Origin of the sequence: Streptomyces sp. BK340 (assembly GCF_007827595.1) — a bacterium.
Taxonomy (GTDB): Bacteria; Actinomycetota; Actinomycetes; order Streptomycetales; family Streptomycetaceae; genus Streptomyces.
The window spans coordinates 1-14,501 of record NZ_VISR01000002.1; the positions used below are offsets into that span (position 1 = coordinate 1).

General features: G+C 69.3%; 14 protein-coding genes, 2 rRNA genes and 1 pseudogene. 7 read left to right on the forward strand and 10 right to left on the reverse strand.

Going from position 1 to position 14,501, the window contains the following annotated elements:
* Positions 1 to 74: ribosomal RNA gene (locus tag FB157_RS03225) — 23S ribosomal RNA — on the forward strand; the annotation flags it as partial.
* An 85-nt stretch (positions 75 to 159) separates the two neighbouring features.
* Positions 160 to 276 (forward strand): 5S ribosomal RNA (rrf, locus tag FB157_RS03230).
* A 74-nt stretch (positions 277 to 350) separates the two neighbouring features.
* On the opposite strand, the gene FB157_RS03235 is transcribed toward rrf, so the two are convergent.
* Complete coding sequence (locus FB157_RS03235; protein WP_145875765.1) at positions 351 to 899, reverse strand: cysteine hydrolase family protein; 549 nt, start codon at positions 897 to 899, stop codon at positions 351 to 353.
* 82 nt (positions 900 to 981) lie between these two features.
* On the opposite strand from FB157_RS03235, the gene FB157_RS03240 reads away from it, so the two are divergent.
* Positions 982 to 1,542 carry a GNAT family N-acetyltransferase gene (locus FB157_RS03240; RefSeq protein WP_186581323.1) on the forward strand — a complete coding sequence of 187 codons (561 nt, stop codon included), beginning with the start codon at positions 982 to 984 and terminating at the stop codon, positions 1,540 to 1,542.
* A gap of 27 nt (positions 1,543 to 1,569) precedes the next feature.
* On the opposite strand, the gene FB157_RS03245 is transcribed toward FB157_RS03240, so the two are convergent.
* The 9 genes from FB157_RS03245 to FB157_RS03285 form a co-directional block, all read right to left on the reverse strand.
* Positions 1,570 to 3,078, reverse strand: a complete 1,509-nt coding sequence (locus FB157_RS03245; protein ID WP_145875767.1) for a type IV secretory system conjugative DNA transfer family protein — start codon at positions 3,076 to 3,078, stop codon at positions 1,570 to 1,572.
* A gap of 9 nt (positions 3,079 to 3,087) precedes the next feature.
* Positions 3,088 to 4,500: an ATP-binding protein gene (locus FB157_RS03250; protein WP_145875769.1), complete on the reverse strand. Its 1,413-nt coding sequence runs from the start codon at positions 4,498 to 4,500 to the stop codon at positions 3,088 to 3,090.
* Positions 4,501 to 4,514: 14 nt separating this feature from the next.
* Positions 4,515 to 6,074, reverse strand: coding sequence for an SCO6880 family protein (locus tag FB157_RS03255; protein WP_145875771.1), 1,560 nt, complete (start codon positions 6,072 to 6,074; stop codon positions 4,515 to 4,517).
* Positions 6,071 to 7,396 (reverse strand): hypothetical protein, encoded by a 1,326-nt coding sequence (locus FB157_RS03260; protein WP_145875773.1) that lies wholly within the window; start codon positions 7,394 to 7,396, stop codon positions 6,071 to 6,073. Before FB157_RS03260 ends, FB157_RS03255 begins: the two co-directional genes overlap by 4 nt.
* Positions 7,386 to 8,204 carry a hypothetical protein gene (locus FB157_RS03265; RefSeq protein ID WP_145875775.1) on the reverse strand — a complete coding sequence of 273 codons (819 nt, stop codon included), beginning with the start codon at positions 8,202 to 8,204 and terminating at the stop codon, positions 7,386 to 7,388. Before FB157_RS03265 ends, FB157_RS03260 begins: the two co-directional genes overlap by 11 nt.
* Positions 8,205 to 8,372: 168 nt before the next feature.
* Positions 8,373 to 8,681: a hypothetical protein gene (locus tag FB157_RS03270; RefSeq protein ID WP_014673544.1), complete on the reverse strand. Its 309-nt coding sequence runs from the start codon at positions 8,679 to 8,681 to the stop codon at positions 8,373 to 8,375.
* A gap of 408 nt (positions 8,682 to 9,089) precedes the next feature.
* Positions 9,090 to 10,037 (reverse strand): hypothetical protein, encoded by a 948-nt coding sequence (locus tag FB157_RS03275; RefSeq protein WP_145875777.1) that lies wholly within the window; start codon positions 10,035 to 10,037, stop codon positions 9,090 to 9,092.
* Between the two features lie 208 nt (positions 10,038 to 10,245).
* The gene (locus tag FB157_RS03280) at positions 10,246 to 10,530 is read right to left on the reverse strand and encodes a DUF2500 family protein (RefSeq protein ID WP_145875779.1); all 285 of its coding nucleotides are present in this window, start codon (positions 10,528 to 10,530) and stop codon (positions 10,246 to 10,248) included.
* A gap of 373 nt (positions 10,531 to 10,903) precedes the next feature.
* A complete protein-coding gene (locus FB157_RS03285) occupies positions 10,904 to 11,518 on the reverse strand; it encodes a TetR/AcrR family transcriptional regulator (protein WP_145875781.1) in 615 nt (204 codons plus the stop codon).
* A gap of 98 nt (positions 11,519 to 11,616) precedes the next feature.
* On the opposite strand from FB157_RS03285, the gene FB157_RS03290 reads away from it, so the two are divergent.
* From FB157_RS03290 to FB157_RS47090, 4 genes and pseudogenes are all read left to right on the forward strand, one after another.
* Positions 11,617 to 12,573 carry an oxidoreductase gene (locus FB157_RS03290; protein WP_145875783.1) on the forward strand — a complete coding sequence of 319 codons (957 nt, stop codon included), beginning with the start codon at positions 11,617 to 11,619 and terminating at the stop codon, positions 12,571 to 12,573.
* 146 nt (positions 12,574 to 12,719) lie between these two features.
* Positions 12,720 to 12,971, forward strand: a complete 252-nt coding sequence (locus FB157_RS03295) for a hypothetical protein (protein WP_145875785.1) — start codon at positions 12,720 to 12,722, stop codon at positions 12,969 to 12,971.
* A 10-nt stretch (positions 12,972 to 12,981) separates the two neighbouring features.
* Positions 12,982 to 14,172 carry a flotillin family protein gene (locus FB157_RS03300; RefSeq protein ID WP_145875786.1) on the forward strand — a complete coding sequence of 397 codons (1,191 nt, stop codon included), beginning with the start codon at positions 12,982 to 12,984 and terminating at the stop codon, positions 14,170 to 14,172.
* Positions 14,173 to 14,282: 110 nt separating this feature from the next.
* Positions 14,283 to 14,378: pseudogene (locus FB157_RS47090) on the forward strand.
* Positions 14,379 to 14,501: the final 123 nt, after the last annotated feature.

Genomic DNA, 14,501 nt, shown 5'->3' on the forward strand with positions numbered 1-14,501 from the left:
GGTTGATAGGCCAGATATGGAAGCCCGGTAACGGGTGGAGTTGACTGGTACTAATAGGCCGAGGGCTTGTCCATTGATGCTCGCGTTCACTGTGTTGGTTCTGAAACCACGAACAGCCCCGCTGTGACAGGCGGTGTGGCGTTCACAGTTTCATAGTGTTTCGGTGGTCATAGCGTGAGGGAAACGCCCGGTTACATTCCGAACCCGGAAGCTAAGCCTCACAGCGCCGATGGTACTGCAGGGGGGACCCTGTGGGAGAGTAGGACGCCGCCGAACAAATTTTGAGAAAACCCCCGCATCTTCGGATGCGGGGGTTTTCTGCGTTTATGGCCGGCTAGGTTTACGGTCGGCTAGAAGGTCACCTCAGCCGCCTTGGCGGTCCCGCCCTGACGACCGGGTGCGCTGTGCCAGCTCCAGTAGAGATTGGTGTGGGCGATGACCTGTTCCGGGGCGGGAGCGCCGTACTTGGACAGGTCCTCGGTGGTGTGGGCGTCGGCGACCAGCGTCGCGTCGTACCCGCGGACGATCGCGCCGTGCAGGGTCGAGCGGATGCACACGTCCGTCTGCGCGCCCGTGACGAGGAGCCGGCCCACCTTCCGGTCGGCAAGCACCGTCTCCAGTTCGGTGTCCTCGAAGGAGTCCGGGTACTTCTTGTGGACCAGGGACTCGCCGTCCTGGCGGGTCAGCTCCGGTACGTACTGCCAGGTCTCACTGCCGTACGTCAGTTCCTCGTCGGAGTGCTGCACCCAGATGACCGGCACGTCCGCCGTGCGGGCCTTGTCGATCAGGGTGTTGATGTTCGCGATGACGCCGTCGCGGTCGTGGGAGTTCGCCACCACACCGTTCTGGACGTCGATGACGAGCACTGCGGTGTTGGGTCGATCGGGAAGTGTGGTCATGGGGTCACACTAGGACCGGCCACTGACAGCGGGGCCTGAATATCGGGTGAGGCGGGTGGGGGGTGCGGGCTACCGTGGCTCCATGAGTAGCCCGACCAGCGATGACTACGTCGTCCGAGCGATACGACCCGACGAGTGGGCCGCCGTGAAGCAGTTGCGTCTGGACGCGCTGCGGGATCCGGTCGCGTCCATCGCCTTCCTGGAGACCTACGAGGACGCCATGGAAAGGCCGGACTCCTTCTACCAGGCGAGGGCCGTCGGATCCGCCGAGGAGACCGGCTCCGCACGGCAGTTCATCGCGGAGGCGCCGGACGGGAGCTGGGCCGGCACCGTCACCGTGCTCCTGGAGGAGCCCGGGACGAAGGACTGGGCCGGGTATCCGGTCGAGCGCCGGCAGGGACACGTGGTCGGTGTGTTCGTACGGCCGGAGCACCGTGGGAACGGGCTGATCAAGACCCTGTTCGACGCGGGTGTGTCCTGGGCGTGGGAGCGGGGTGCCGAGCGGGTACGGCTGTTCGTCCACACGGACAACGCGCGGGCGCAGGGTGCGTACCGCAAGGTGGGGTTCGCGCCGAGCGGGCTGGTCGTGTCCTTCGAGAAGGACGAGGCCGAGAACGAGCTGGAGTTCGTTCTGGAGCGGTAGTTCCGGAGCGGCTCTCGGGAGCCGGGGTCAGGCCGGCAGTTCCTGGTGGGGCCAGCGGGACCTGGCCTGCTCGCGGGAGCGGAGCAGGGCGAGGGTGGGCATGCCCCGGTCGGCGCCGGTGGCCAGCAGCTCCGGCAGCTGGGGGAGCGGCGCCACGGCTCCGACGTCGTCGAGGACCAGGGTGAGTGGTGGGTCGAGCCGACCGGAGGATGACCGTGCGGCCATGCGCCGGCCGTGCTCGACCACGCTGGAGACGAGGGCCGTCAGGAGGGGCATCGCACCAGGGTTGGTCCTGGGGTCCTCGATGGATTCACCTACCAGATAAAGCGTGCCCCCTTCGTCCACGAAGGAATCCAAGGCGAGCGCATCATTTCGGTTTGGTGTGCATGCTTCGCGGATGTTGACCGTGAAGAGGGCGGCGAGGGCCCGGCTGGTCAACTCCTGGGCCATGTCTCGGCGTTCCGGGTGCGCGGTGAGCGCGGCCTCGAGTTCGCCCGCGGCGCCGGGAGCGGCCTTGGGGTTGGTACGGAGGGTTCGTACGGCGTCCTGGACCTGGGTGCCCTGGGACCAGCGGTGGACGTGGCGGATGGTGCGGGACTCGAGGGCGGCGGCGTGCAGGTAGCTCCGCAGGAGCGTCGTCGCCGTGTCGGCGACCGCCTGGTCGATCCTGGCTGTGGGCTGGACGGGGCTGAGGAGGGCGGTGGCTCTCTGCACGGCCGTCTGCTTGTCCTCGCAGCCTGTGGTGGGGGACCAGTGGAGGCGGGCCGGGGTGTCGCAGAGGTGGGCGGGGTCGTAGAGGAGGGTGGGGCCCAGTTTGGCCCGGGCGTCCTTCGTGCCCTGCCAGAGGGCGGGGTTCGAGGTGACGACCAGAGTGGGGCCGGGGGCGTCCTGGATGGCCCTGGCTGCGGCTGAGTGGCGGCTTTCCCGTGTGCCGTAGTGCACCCCGCGTTCGGCGCGGCTCGTTTCCCACCCACCCACCTGTTCGCCGTCGGCTGGGAGGTGCTCCAACGACGCTGGCTCGGGCGCGGGTTCCGGTTCCGGCTCTGTGCGGGGCACCGGGACCTCGTGACGCTGTTCCGGTGCAGGAGATGGCGTCGGAGAGGGTGTCGGCGACTGGGCTCGCCCCTTCGCCGCCCCCCGGTCGAACGCCCGCCGTACCTTCCCGGCCCGCCACCGTGCCACCGTCCCCATCACGAACAGGGCCAGGACGAAGAGGACCATCAGCTGGCCGATGAACAGGCCCCAGAAGAGGCCCCAGCCGGAGAGTTGGCCGGCGGGGGTGTCCGGCCAGGCGCCGGTGATGTCGTGGGGCCTGCCGATGAGGTGGCGCATGGCCAGGGGGGTGTGGGTGAAGGTGACGCCCTCGGGCCAGGCGCCCTTGGTGAAGAGGCCTGCCAGACCCGTGGCCGTCCACACCAGCAGGGTCATGCCGAGGAGGAAGCCGAGTATGCCGATCAGCAGGCCGTCGGGGATGCCGCCCTGGCCTTCCCGACGGCTGTCACGGCTGTCGCGACGGTCGCGGTCGTCCGGTCTCACGCTCTCCCCCTACGCCACCGTCGATTCGGAGTCGCCCAGGTGCTGCTCCACGAAGGCCGCCGCCCGCTGCTCGGCCTCCAGTTCGGCCGCGTGCAGGGCGTCGTCGGCCACCAGGTCGCTGGAGGACTCGGTCATGGCGCGGTCGGTGAAGACCAGTGGGCGTTCCGTCTCCGTGACCAGGTGTTTGACCACCTGGACGTTGCCGTTGACGTCCCAGACGGCGATGCCGGGGGTGAGGGTGGGGATGATCTCCACGGCCCAGCGCGGGAGGCCCAGAACCCGGCCCGTGGCCCTCGCCTCGTCCGCCTTCTGGGCGTAGATGGTCCGGGTCGAGGCCATCTTCAGGATCGCCGCCGCCTCCTTCGCCGCCGCGCCGTCCACCACGTCGGACAGATGGTGGACGACCGCCACGAAGGACAGGCCCAGCCGTCGGCCGAACTTCAGCAGACGCTGGAACAGCTGTGCCACGAAGGGGCTGTTGATGATGTGCCAGGCCTCTTCGACGAGGAAGATGCGCTTCTTGCGGTCCGGGCGGATCCAGGTGTGCTCCAGCCACACACCGACGATCGCCATCAGGATCGGCATGGCGATGGAGTTGCGGTCGATGTGGGACAGGTCGAAGACGATCAGCGGGGCGTCGAGGTCGATGCCGACGGTCGTCGGGCCGTCGAACATGCCGCGCAGGTCACCGTCGACCAGGCGGTCCAGGACCAGGGCCACGTCCAGGCCCCATGCCCGTACGTCGTCTATGGCGACGTTCATCGCCTCCGCCGACTCCGGCTCCGGGTGCCGCAGCTGTTCCACGATGTCGGTGAGGACCGGCTGACGGTCGAGGATCGACTCGTTGACGTAGGAGTGGGCGACCTTGAGGGCGAAGCCGGAGCGTTCGTCCAGGCCGTGGCCCATGGCGACCTCGATGATGGTGCGCAGCAGCGCCAGCTGGCCCGTCGTCGTGATCGCGGGGTCCAGGGGGTTCAGACGGATGCCGTGGTTCAGGGCCGCCGTCGGGTCCAGGCGGATGGGAGTTATCCCCAGCTCCTCGGCGATGAGGTTCCATTCGCCGACCCCGTCCTCGCCCTGGGCGTCGAGGACGACGACCTGGCGGTCACGGAAGCGCAGCTGCCGTAGGACGTACGTCTTCTCCAGGGCCGACTTGCCGTTGCCGGACTCGCCGAGGACCAGCCAGTGCGGCGCCGGCAGCTGCTGGCCGTACAGCTGGAAGGGGTCGTAGATGTAGCCCTTCCCGGAGTACACCTCGCGGCCGATGATGACGCCGGAGTCGCCGAGGCCGGGCGCGGCGGTCGGCAGGTAGACCGCCTGGGCCTGGCCCGTGGAGGTGCGGACCGGCAGACGGGTCGTCTCGACCTTGCCGAAGAGGAAGGACGTGAAGGCGTCGGTGAGGACGGACAGCGGGTCCCGCATCAGCGCATCAGCCCCTACCTTCGAATGCCGGTGGCGAAGGGAAGTGTGTTCACGAAGGCCCGGTGGTGCTCACGGTCGCACCACTCCAGTTTCAGGTACGACTTTCCGGCGGAGGCCCTTATGGTCCGCTTGTCGCGGTTGAGGGCCTCCGGGGAGCGCGAGGACACGGTGATGTAGCCGACGAGGTTCACTCCCGCCGCGCCGCTCGCCAGGTCCTCGCCGCGCTGGTCGAGGCGGTTGTGGGCGGCGATGTCGCGCGGGTCGACGGTGCGGTTCATCTTGGCGGCGCGGGAGGCCTCGGCCTCGTCGTTGGTCTTCTCGGTCAGCATGCGTTCGATGGCCACCTCGGTGGGTTCGAGATCCATCGTCACGGCGACCGTGCGGATGACGTCCGGGGTGTGGACGAGCAGGGGTGCCAGGAAGTTGACGCCGACCGGGGTCATCGGCCACTCCTTCACCCAGGCGGTGGCGTGGCACCAGGGGGCGCGGGTGGCGGACTCGCGGGTCTTGGCCTGGAGGTAGGTGGGCTCCATGGCGTCCAGCTCGGCCGGCCAGGCGTTGCGCCGGGTCATCGCCTGGATGTGGTCGATGGGGTGGTCCGGGTCGTACATGGAGTGGATGAGGGAGGCGAGCCTGCCCTGCCCGAGGGGCTGGCGGACGCGGATGTCGGCCTCCTGGAGGCGTGAGCAGATGTCGGTCAGCTCACGGGCCATGACGACGGCCAGGCCCGCGTCCCGGTCCAGCTTGCGGCCGGCCTGGGGCCGCGCGGCCCGTGCCATGGCCTGGGCCTCGGAGGCCAGTTCGCGGGTGTAGTGCATGCAGGCGACGAGGTAGGCGCGGTGCTGCTCGCTGCTGGTGGACACCATGGACTGGAGCTGGTCGTAGGACCGTGACAGCCAGTCGGGTGCCTTCTCGTCGCCGCGCAGCGTGACGTCCTTGGCGTGGGCGTCGGGGTCGGCGGGGAGCGTGCGGGCGAGCATCTGCAGGCGGGTGACGAAGCCGTCGCCGTTGGCCACGTGCTTGAGGAGCGTGCCGAAGCGGTCGACGAGGGCTTCCTGGTCCTCGGAGTCGCGCAGGCCGACGCCGGGGCCCTCGATCTCGATGGCGGCCGTGACCGTCCTGCGGTCGGCGTGCAGGAGTACGGCGATCTCGTCGGGGCCGAAGGGCGCGGCGAGCCAGCTGATCCGCCCGATGCCCGGCGGCGGCCCGATCTCGACCTCGCGCCCGTCGAGCCGGGTTCCGGCCTCGACGGCACCGGAGCGGTATGCGGCGCCGCGCTTGACGGTCCGCTTGTACGAGCGGTTGATCTCGAACCACTTGTAGAACGTGCGGCGCTTGTACGGCACGTATACCGCGGCGAGCGCGAGCAGCGGGAAGCCCGTCAGGAGCACGATCCGCAGGGACAGGACCGGGACGAGGAGGCCGCACATCATGCCGAGGAACGCACCGGCGATGATCAGCGCGATCTCGCCGGACTCACGGTTCCGGCCGACGATCGCGTTCGGCCGGGCGCGGCCGATGAGATACGTACGGCGGGGCGTGACCGGATGGGACAGGTGGGACTCGGTCGTCAACGCCCTTCACCTCCCGAGCGGTTGCTGTTGCGGGTGTTGCTGGCGTGCGGGGTGTTGGCCGGGCTGGGTGCGCGCGGCGCGGGCGCGGCGGAGGGGACTGCTCCGCCGCCGCCCTGGGGGGTACGGCTGCTGTGGGCGGCGACGCCGCCGGAGGCGGGGTTGGCGGGGCGGGCGCTGCTGGAGCCGCCTCCGCCTCCTCCGTTGTTGTCGGCGCGGGTGCTGTGGGTCTTGATGCCCTGGGCGACCAGGGTGGCGGGCGAGCTGATGACGGCCGCTGCCTTGCCCTCGGCGCCCTGCATGATGCGGTTGTTGCGGCCGTTCGCGATCTCGTCGCCGAAGCCGGGGACGAAGCGGTAGATCATCGCGCTGGCGAAGATGGCGAGCAGGATGATGGCGAGGCCGGAGACGACGGCGGAGAAGGCGTCGGGGCCGCTGTCGCCGGAGAGGGCGCCGGCGAGGCCGAGCACGATGACGATCACCGGTTTGACCAGGATGACGGCGATCATGATCCCGGCCCAGCGCCTGACGTGCCCCCACAGGTTCTTGTCGACCAGGCCCGCGTAGACGACGGTGCCGAGGAGGGCGCCGACGTAGAGCAGGGCGGCGCGGATGACCAGCTCCAGCCAGAGGACGCCGGCGGCGAGGATGCTGACCAGGGAGACGACGATCAGCATGATCGGGCCGCCGCCGATGTTGTTTCCCTTGTTGAGGGCGCCGGAGAAGGTGCCGAAGAAGGTGTCCGTCTGGTCACCGGTTGTCTTCGCGAGTACGTCCGTCACGCCGTCCGTCGCCGATACGACGGTGTAGAGGATCAGCGGGGTGAAGGCGGAGGCGAGCACCGTCAGCCACAGGAAGCCGACGGCTTCGCCGATCGCGGTGGTCAGGGGCACCCCCCGCACGGCCCTCTTGGCCACGGCCAGCAGCCACAGCAGCAGGGTGAGGACCGTGGACGCCGCGAACACCACCGCGTACTGCTGCAGGAACTTCGTGTTCGTGAAGTCGACGTTCGCCGTCTCCTTCACGGCACCACTGAGCTTCCCGATGGTCCAGGAGGCGGCATCCGCACAGCCTTTGGCCAGGGAGGCGAGGGGGTCGAGGGTGGAGCCGAGGGGGCTGTCGGAGGTGAGGCCGGAGGAGCCTCCCTTCGAGCCGCTGTCCTTCTCACAGAACTGTTTTGCAGGGCCGACGATGAGGTCGCAGTTGTTGGACGATGGTGACGGTGTGGGGGCGGCGACGGCTCGAGTGGCCAGCAGGAGGACAGCGCCCTGCAGGGCGGAGACGGCGGCAGCGATCTTGAGTACTCGGCGCGGACTACCGGGCATAAGTGAAGCCTCCGTACTCCTCTACGGCCTTGGCCATCTGGTCGGCGCTGGATGCCTTGCTGTCACCGGGGACGGGAGCGGGACCGTCCTTCTGGGAGAAGCTGTTGACCTTCCAGTCACCGTTCTCCCAGCGCAGCTGGAGGGTCATGGTGAACCAGTCGCTGGTGACCGGATTGGTCGAGTCGTCACCGGCGGTGCCGAACACACCGGTGCACCAGACTTCGATCGTGGCGGTGGAGTCCGAGTAGTTCGTGAGCTTGGTGCCGAGGGGCGCCGTGCGTGAGACATAGGTGCGTCCGGCGGGTGCGTTGCCGTTCGCGTCCAGGCCGATGCTGCTCAGGAACTGCTTGCTGTACGCCTTGTTGAACTTTTCGGCCAGGGGAGCCTGCTGATCGGTGGTGAACACCTGCTTGACGATCTCGCTCCGCTGCGAAGGCTTGAGAATGTCGGCCGAAACCAGCACCACCGCATAATTGGCCGCCGCACTCTCCGCCCCCTGCCCGCTGTGCGCGAACCCGGAGGGAATGCCTGCGTTCTTCGTCCCCACCGGCTTCGTGCCGCTTGCTGCGGTGGCGGACGTTCGGGGCCGGTCGCTCTTGTCGGACGTGTTGTCGGCGGACGAACCGTCACCGCGGTTCGCGAAGGCGATCGCCGCGATGAGGAGGACGACCACGCCGACCACCGTGACCAGGCTCCGCGAGGAGGAGCGGCCGGTTCTGCGGGGTGCGCCGCCGTACGGGTCGCCGCCGGGCAGGCGGGTTCGGGTCTGGCCCGCTTCGGGGTAATCCTGCTCGTCTGTGGGACTCATGCCGCGTACGCCCCCTCCACCTTGTATACATACGACGGTAGCCGTGCTGGTTCCCGCGCGGGCGCGGTGTGGTGACTCGACATCAGGGAAACGCAACCTCTGCCGGTGGGCACGACGGGTGGGTGGGGTGGAGGGGACGACCGGGCGCGCCCGGGAGCAGAAGGGGCGTCAGACCGCCATGCCGTACACGATCGTGAACAGCGTGCCGAGGGAGCCGATGATGAAGACCCCGGTGAGGCCGGCGATGATCAGGCCCTTGCCCTGCTCCGCGCTGAAGGTGTCGCGCAAGGCTGTCGCGCCGATCCGCTGTTTGGCCGCACCCCAGACCGCGATGCCGAGGCAGAGCAGGATGGCCACGGCCATCACCACCTCGATCATCACTTTGGCCTCGTTGCCCAGGCTGCCGAAGGGGCCCCAGTCCGGAGCGATCCCGCCGATGATGGTGTTGATGTCTCCCTTGTCGGCCGCAAAGAGCATGTAAGTCACCGCCCCTGGTGGGTAGTTCCGCTGGACCCCGCGGTGTGCAGAGGTCAGGCATCATTCTCGCTGACAACGTCGCCGTCGTATGTCGACTTGACGTCATTGACTGGCGGGTTTCGTACGAATACCTCGTACGGTCACTCTGTGTATCACGGCAGGTCACGCCGGGCAACGAGGCCTGAGCGGAACCTGTCGTGTGGTTCCGTCGTTGACCCCCTTACGGCCTGGCAGGGTTTCTGACGGCCGGTCGGACAGGCAACGGTTGGCCGCGGTCGGCCGTCATCCCCCTCGGACGGGTGAATGGGGCCTGGCCGCGTTTATGGCAAGTGCTACGAAGGTACCGCTCGCTGCGTCCGGCCGCGCGGCCCCCCGGCCCGGTGAGCGTCTCCACCCGCACAACACGCTTCAGCCCTGGGCCGGGAACACGAAGAAGCCCTTCTGTGTGCTGATGTAGCCGTACCCCGACGGCTGCGAGAAGAGCGGGATGTTCTCCTCGGGCAGGCTCTTGGCGAGCACCTTCTTGGTACGGCCGTCGACTGCGAGGAACACGCTCGGGCTGAAGTCGTCCTTCGTGTTGCCGTAGAGGATGCCGTTCGGTGAGAAGCGCAGCGGCTGCATCGCCTTCTCGCCCTCCTTCTGTGCCCAGACCTCCTTGCCGTCGGCGGGCTGCCACACGGCGGTGCCCTGCTCCGTGTGAGCGGCGGCCAGAGAGTGGTCGGGCGTGAAGACGGAAGAGCCCTCGGTGTTGACGGTGTCGGCAGGGCTGTCCTCGTACGAGTACTTCGAGGAGCCGTCGACCTGTTTGCCGCTCGCGATGTCGTACGTCGCCGTCACCCAGGTGTCGGGAGAGAAGGCGCCCGCACCCCAGGCGGTGAGGACACGGCCGTCGCGCACGTCGAGGACCCGGAGGGCGCCGCTGGTGCGCTTCCCGTCCTCGTCCAGCTCCACGCCCGCCGGCGGGGTGACGTCCGCGGTGCTCCAGGCCTTCTTGCCGGTGGTGAGGTCCGTCCTGACGAGCTGTTCGGGATCGTTCTCGTAGGTGGACGCGTTCTCCACGTGGAAGGCGTACTTGCCGGTGATCAGGGGCGCGTGGGCCTGCCCGCCGTCGATCTCGTTGGTGCGCGCGTCGAAGGAGCAGTGCGCCAGCTGTCCGGTGCAGGTGACCTTGCGGGCGGCGCCGCCGTCGATGGGTGTGAGCTTCAGGCTCTCGTCACCGTCCTGCTCGATGATGTACCCCTCGTGGGTCGTCGGTGAAGTGGAGGGTGCCGACCGAGCCGTCGGCCGGCTCCCACGCGTATCCGTGACCGATGGGGTACTTGCCCTGGGCGTCCTTGGCGAACAGGAGGGTGTCACCGAGGTCGATGGCGTCGGCGGGCGGCAGGCTCCACGCGGGCCGGGCGGCAAGGCCGGGTATCGCGGGTCCGCTGTACGCGGGGCCTGTGGGCCGCGCGCCGGCCGGGCCGGCCGGGCCGGCCGGTGTCCGGCCGAGCCCGGCCAGCAGGCTCCGGAGATCTGCACGGGCTCGGCGCACACGGGACCGAGCGGGCCTGATGCAGAGCCGTTAGCGCGTGGTGCACTTGGGGTAGCGCGAACCCTCGGCGCAGTTGCCGTAGGCGCCGCTGCTGACGTCGACCTCTTCCTCGTCGCCGCTCTTCGTACGGACCGTCAACTCGTACTCGGTATGGCAGCTGCGGGTCTTCTTCCTGCCCTTCTTCTTCGTCGAGCACTCGTGGTCCGTGTCCTTGCTGACGACAGTGCCGGTGACGGTCTTCGGCTTACTGCTGCAACCGGCCAGCGGAGCGGTGAGTACGGCGACGGTGGCCAGGACCGCGAGAGTGCGCTTCATGTGGTCTTCCCCCAGGGCATCGTGGGTCAGGCGGCGTTCTCCGATGGTGCCCTGTGCACCGTCACGCCCGGAAGGCCGGGGGTCCGCACCGGTCGAGCCGGCAACGAGAACGGAAAAACGGGCCGCGGCCGGATGCCGTGGCCCGTCTTCCTCTTCCTTGCCGCCGAAGGGACCCACGTCCCCCTCGGACGGCGGCTCCCCGCGACCCGACGGGGTGGTTCGTGTGCGTGTCAGCCGGTGAAGGCATCCGTGCCCTGCGGGGTGGTCGCTGGAGCCCGGGGTGCCGGCCAGGGCGTAGACGCCGGCGATGATCGGGGCCGAGGCGCTGGTGCCGCCGTAGGTGTTCCAGCCGGTGCCGTAGATGGTCAGTTGCTCACCTGGGCCTGAGGCCGTGCAGCAGCAGATGGACGTGTTCGTCCAGGCCGGCCAGGGCCTCCTCCGCCTCCAGGGCGCAGCTGGCGATCAGGGCGGCGAGTCCGTGCAGGCTCGCGGCGGCGACCATCGTGAGGCGCTCGGGGTCGCCCTGGATGATCTCGCCCTGCTCCTGGGCGTCCGCCATCATCCGGGCGAAGGAGCCGAGGGACTCGTCGACGGCCGCCGCGAGCTGTGCGGAGCTGTCGGGGTCGTGCTTGCGCGCGAACATCAGCTCCAGGAGTTCCGGGTTCTCGACGGCGAAGCCGAGGTAGGCGCGGGCGAGCGCGGTCATCCGCTGCTCGAAGGTGAGGCCGGGCTGCCCGGCGGCGGCGCCCAGGGACTGGTTGAGGCGCTCGTACCCGTCCAGTGCGAGAGCGTCGAGCAGGGCCTGCTTGTCCTTGAAGTGCCGTCCCGGGGCGGCGTGACTCACGCCGATGTCGCGGGCCAGCTCGCGCAGCGACAGCGTGCCGACCCCCTTCTCCCGCAGGGTGCGCTCGGCGCTCCTGAGCAGGGCGGCGCGCAGATCTCCGTGGTGGTAGGGGCGGCTCGAGGGTGACGGGGACATGCGCGACATGGGCACCATCGTATCCCGATGTAGACGGCGTCAATTTAGTTGGCATCGCCATCATTGTTGTCATTGACAGCATTGTTGTCGATGCCTACATTGAGGGTATGACTGATACGAGCAAGACCACGCGCCCTGCGCACAAGTGGAACGCGACCCACCTGCCCGACCTCTCCGGCCGTACGGCCGTGATCACCGGCGCCAACAGCGGCCTCGGCCTCGCGACCGCCGAGGCGCTGGCCCGGGCCGGGGCGCATGTGGTGTTCGCCGTACGGGACCCCGCGCGCGGCGGCGCCGCGGCGGCGAACGTGAGCGGCAGCGTCGAGGTGCGCCGCCTGGACCTGGCGGACCTGGCCTCGGTACGGGAGTTCGCCGCCGGATGGCAGGGGCCGATCGACCTGCTGATCAACAACGCGGGCGTGATGATGCTGCCGGAGCAGCGCACCAAGGACGGCTTCGAGATGCAGTTCGGCACGAACCACCTCGGGCACTTCGCGCTCACCAACCTGCTGCTGCCGTACGTCACGGACCGAGTGGTGACGGTGTCCTCGGGCCTCCACCGCAGCGGCGACGGAGTGATCCACTTCGAGGACGTGAACCTGCGGGGGCGCTACTCCCCGACCCGCGCCTACGCCCAGTCCAAGCTGGCCAACCTCCTGTTCACCCTGGAACTCCAGCGCCGGCTGACCGAGGCGGGCTCCGCCGTACGTGCCCTGGCGGCCCACCCCGGTTACGCGGCGACCAACCTGCAGAGCCACACGGCGAACCCCTTCATGCGGGCGTTCATGGCCGTCGGCAACAAGGTCCTGGCCCAGGACGACCGGTCCGGCGCCCTGCCGACGCTCTACGCGGCCGGGCAGGATCTGCCGGGGGCTGCGTACGTGGGCCCGGACGGGCTGGGCGAGATGCGGGGCGCGCCGACGCTGGTGGGCCGCAGCGCGGCGGCGAGCGATCCCGAGGCGGCGCGGAGGCTGTGGACGCTGTCGGAGGAGATGACCGGGGTCGAGTGGGGCCTCGCCGCGGTGGCGGGGCCGTCCGGGGCGGAGGGGCTGCGCCAGGGCTGAGGGAGCACGTCAGGGCCGGTCCGTACGGGCGGCGGAACCGGGTCCCACGGAGTCCTGCGGAACCGAGTCCTACGGCCCGTTGGGCCCCTGCCCCGACTGGGTCTATCGTCGGAATCCTGGGGTCAGGACGAGGAGGACGGCCGGTGATGCCGCAGGACGAGGCCGTGATCGGCTGCACGGGAAAAGTACTCATCGGAACGCGTGGATCCGCGGGCCCCGGTGAGGTCCTGGTGCGGGTCAGAGGAGGCTCCGAGACCTTCCTCGCGTGGTCGGAGCAACCCCTGCCGACGGGCGCGACGGTACTCGTGATCGAATCCCGTGGATGCCGCGAGGTCGGTGTCATCGAGTGGGTGGATCCGTTGGATGCGCTCGGCGGCGACACCGCCGGCGCCGGCTGAGGAGTACAGGATGTTCGGATACCGCGTTCCCGCACCCGACGAGGCGATGTTGATCTCGGGCGGCAGGCGGGGACTGGGGGGCGCGCCGTTCCGAGTGGTCACGGGGCACGGGAAGTTCGTGCTGCCGGTCTTCCGGAAGGTCCGGTTCCTCACGCTGTCCATGTGCGAGTCCGAGGTCACCGAGACCTGTGTGACCCGCCAGGGCATCGCGTTGCACGTCCGCGCGGTCATCGCCTTCAAGGTCGGCAACGACCACGAGAGCATCATCAACGCGGGCCAGCGGTTCCTCTCCGACCAGGAGCAGATGTCGGTGCTGACCGGCCGGATCTTCGCCGGTCACCTGCGGGCCATCATCGGCTCGATGACGGTCGAGGAGATCGTCACCGAGCGGCAGAAGCTCGCCGCGGAGGTGCTGGACACCTCGAAGACGGAGATGGCGAAGATCGGCCTGATCGTCGACTCGCTGCAGATCCAGTCGATCGACGACGGTGACACCGGCTACATCGACGCGATGTCCGCGCCGCACAAGGCGGCCATCCAGCGGCAGGCGCAGATCGCTCAGGCGCAGGCCACCCAGGCCTCGGTCGAGGCGGAGCAGGTGGCGGCCCGCAACCAGGCCGAGTACGCCCGGCAGACCGCCATCGTCAAGGCGGAGTACTCGGCCGAGGTGGACCGTGCGCAGGCACAGGCCGCGCAGGCCGGACCGCTGGCGCAGGCGCACGCCCAGCAGGAGGTGCTCGCCGCCCAGACGGAGCTGGCCCAGCGTCAGGCCAAGCTGCGCCAGCAGCAGCTGGTGGCCGAGGTCGTGAAGCCCGCCGAGGCCGAGGCCGAGCGGGTCAGGATCCTCGCCGCCGCCGAGGCACAGCGGATGAAGATCCAGGCGGAGGCGGCGGCCTCGTACGACCGGGTCGCGCTCGACCGGATGCTGATCGACCAGCTCCCGCAGATCGTGAAGGAGGCCGCCGGTGGCCTCGCCGGTGCCAACGTCAACGTCCTCAACGGCGCGGACGGTCTCGGCGAGATCGCCGCGGGCCTGGTGTCCCAGGGCCTGACCATCCTCGACTCGGTCCGGCAGAACCTGCACGGACAGGACTCCGAGGGCCAGGACCGCCGCCCCGAGGAGAACAAGCTCAAGGGCCTGATCCAGCTGCCCGCGCGGAGCGAGAAGAAGTCGGACGACGGTCCGGTGGACGTCGACTAGGAGCCCTCTCCGGACGCCCGTTGACGGTCAGCGCTCCGTCAGCGGGCTGTCAGCGCCTCCGGGCACTCTTGTACTTGTGAACGGCACGGGAAACCGGAAGCCGGTCACGGGGAGAGGTGCCCGGAGTGGTTGATCGGGGACCAGCGAGCACGCCTCGAGGTCGGGCCCCGCAGGGGCCCACGCAGGTTCGAATCCTGCCCTCTCCGCCGGTACGGATCGTCGGCTCACCTTGATGGGTCGGTCCGTCTTGAGCTGCGCACGGCCGTCCTCTCCGAACGCAGGAAGCCGCCCGCAGCCTCATCGCCGTCCGGGACACCGACCCCCAGGGC

Excerpts from the sequence above, each read along its gene's own strand:
- FB157_RS03235 (WP_145875765.1), bottom strand. The coding sequence starts at position 899 with ATGACCACACTTCCCGATCGACCCAACACCGCAGTGCTCGTCATCGAC.
- FB157_RS03240 (WP_186581323.1), top strand. The coding sequence starts at position 982 with ATGAGTAGCCCGACCAGCGATGACTACGTCGTCCGAGCGATACGACCC.
- FB157_RS03250 (WP_145875769.1), bottom strand. The coding sequence starts at position 4,500 with ATGCGGGACCCGCTGTCCGTCCTCACCGACGCCTTCACGTCCTTCCTC.
- FB157_RS03260 (WP_145875773.1), bottom strand. The coding sequence starts at position 7,396 with ATGCCCGGTAGTCCGCGCCGAGTACTCAAGATCGCTGCCGCCGTCTCC.
- FB157_RS03265 (WP_145875775.1), bottom strand. The coding sequence starts at position 8,204 with ATGAGTCCCACAGACGAGCAGGATTACCCCGAAGCGGGCCAGACCCGA.
- FB157_RS03270 (WP_014673544.1), bottom strand. The coding sequence starts at position 8,681 with ATGCTCTTTGCGGCCGACAAGGGAGACATCAACACCATCATCGGCGGG.
- FB157_RS03280 (WP_145875779.1), bottom strand. The coding sequence starts at position 10,530 with ATGAAGCGCACTCTCGCGGTCCTGGCCACCGTCGCCGTACTCACCGCT.
- FB157_RS03285 (WP_145875781.1), bottom strand. The coding sequence starts at position 11,518 with ATGTCGCGCATGTCCCCGTCACCCTCGAGCCGCCCCTACCACCACGGA.
- FB157_RS03290 (WP_145875783.1), top strand. The coding sequence starts at position 11,617 with ATGACTGATACGAGCAAGACCACGCGCCCTGCGCACAAGTGGAACGCG.
- FB157_RS03295 (WP_145875785.1), top strand. The coding sequence starts at position 12,720 with ATGCCGCAGGACGAGGCCGTGATCGGCTGCACGGGAAAAGTACTCATC.
- FB157_RS03300 (WP_145875786.1), top strand. The coding sequence starts at position 12,982 with ATGTTCGGATACCGCGTTCCCGCACCCGACGAGGCGATGTTGATCTCG.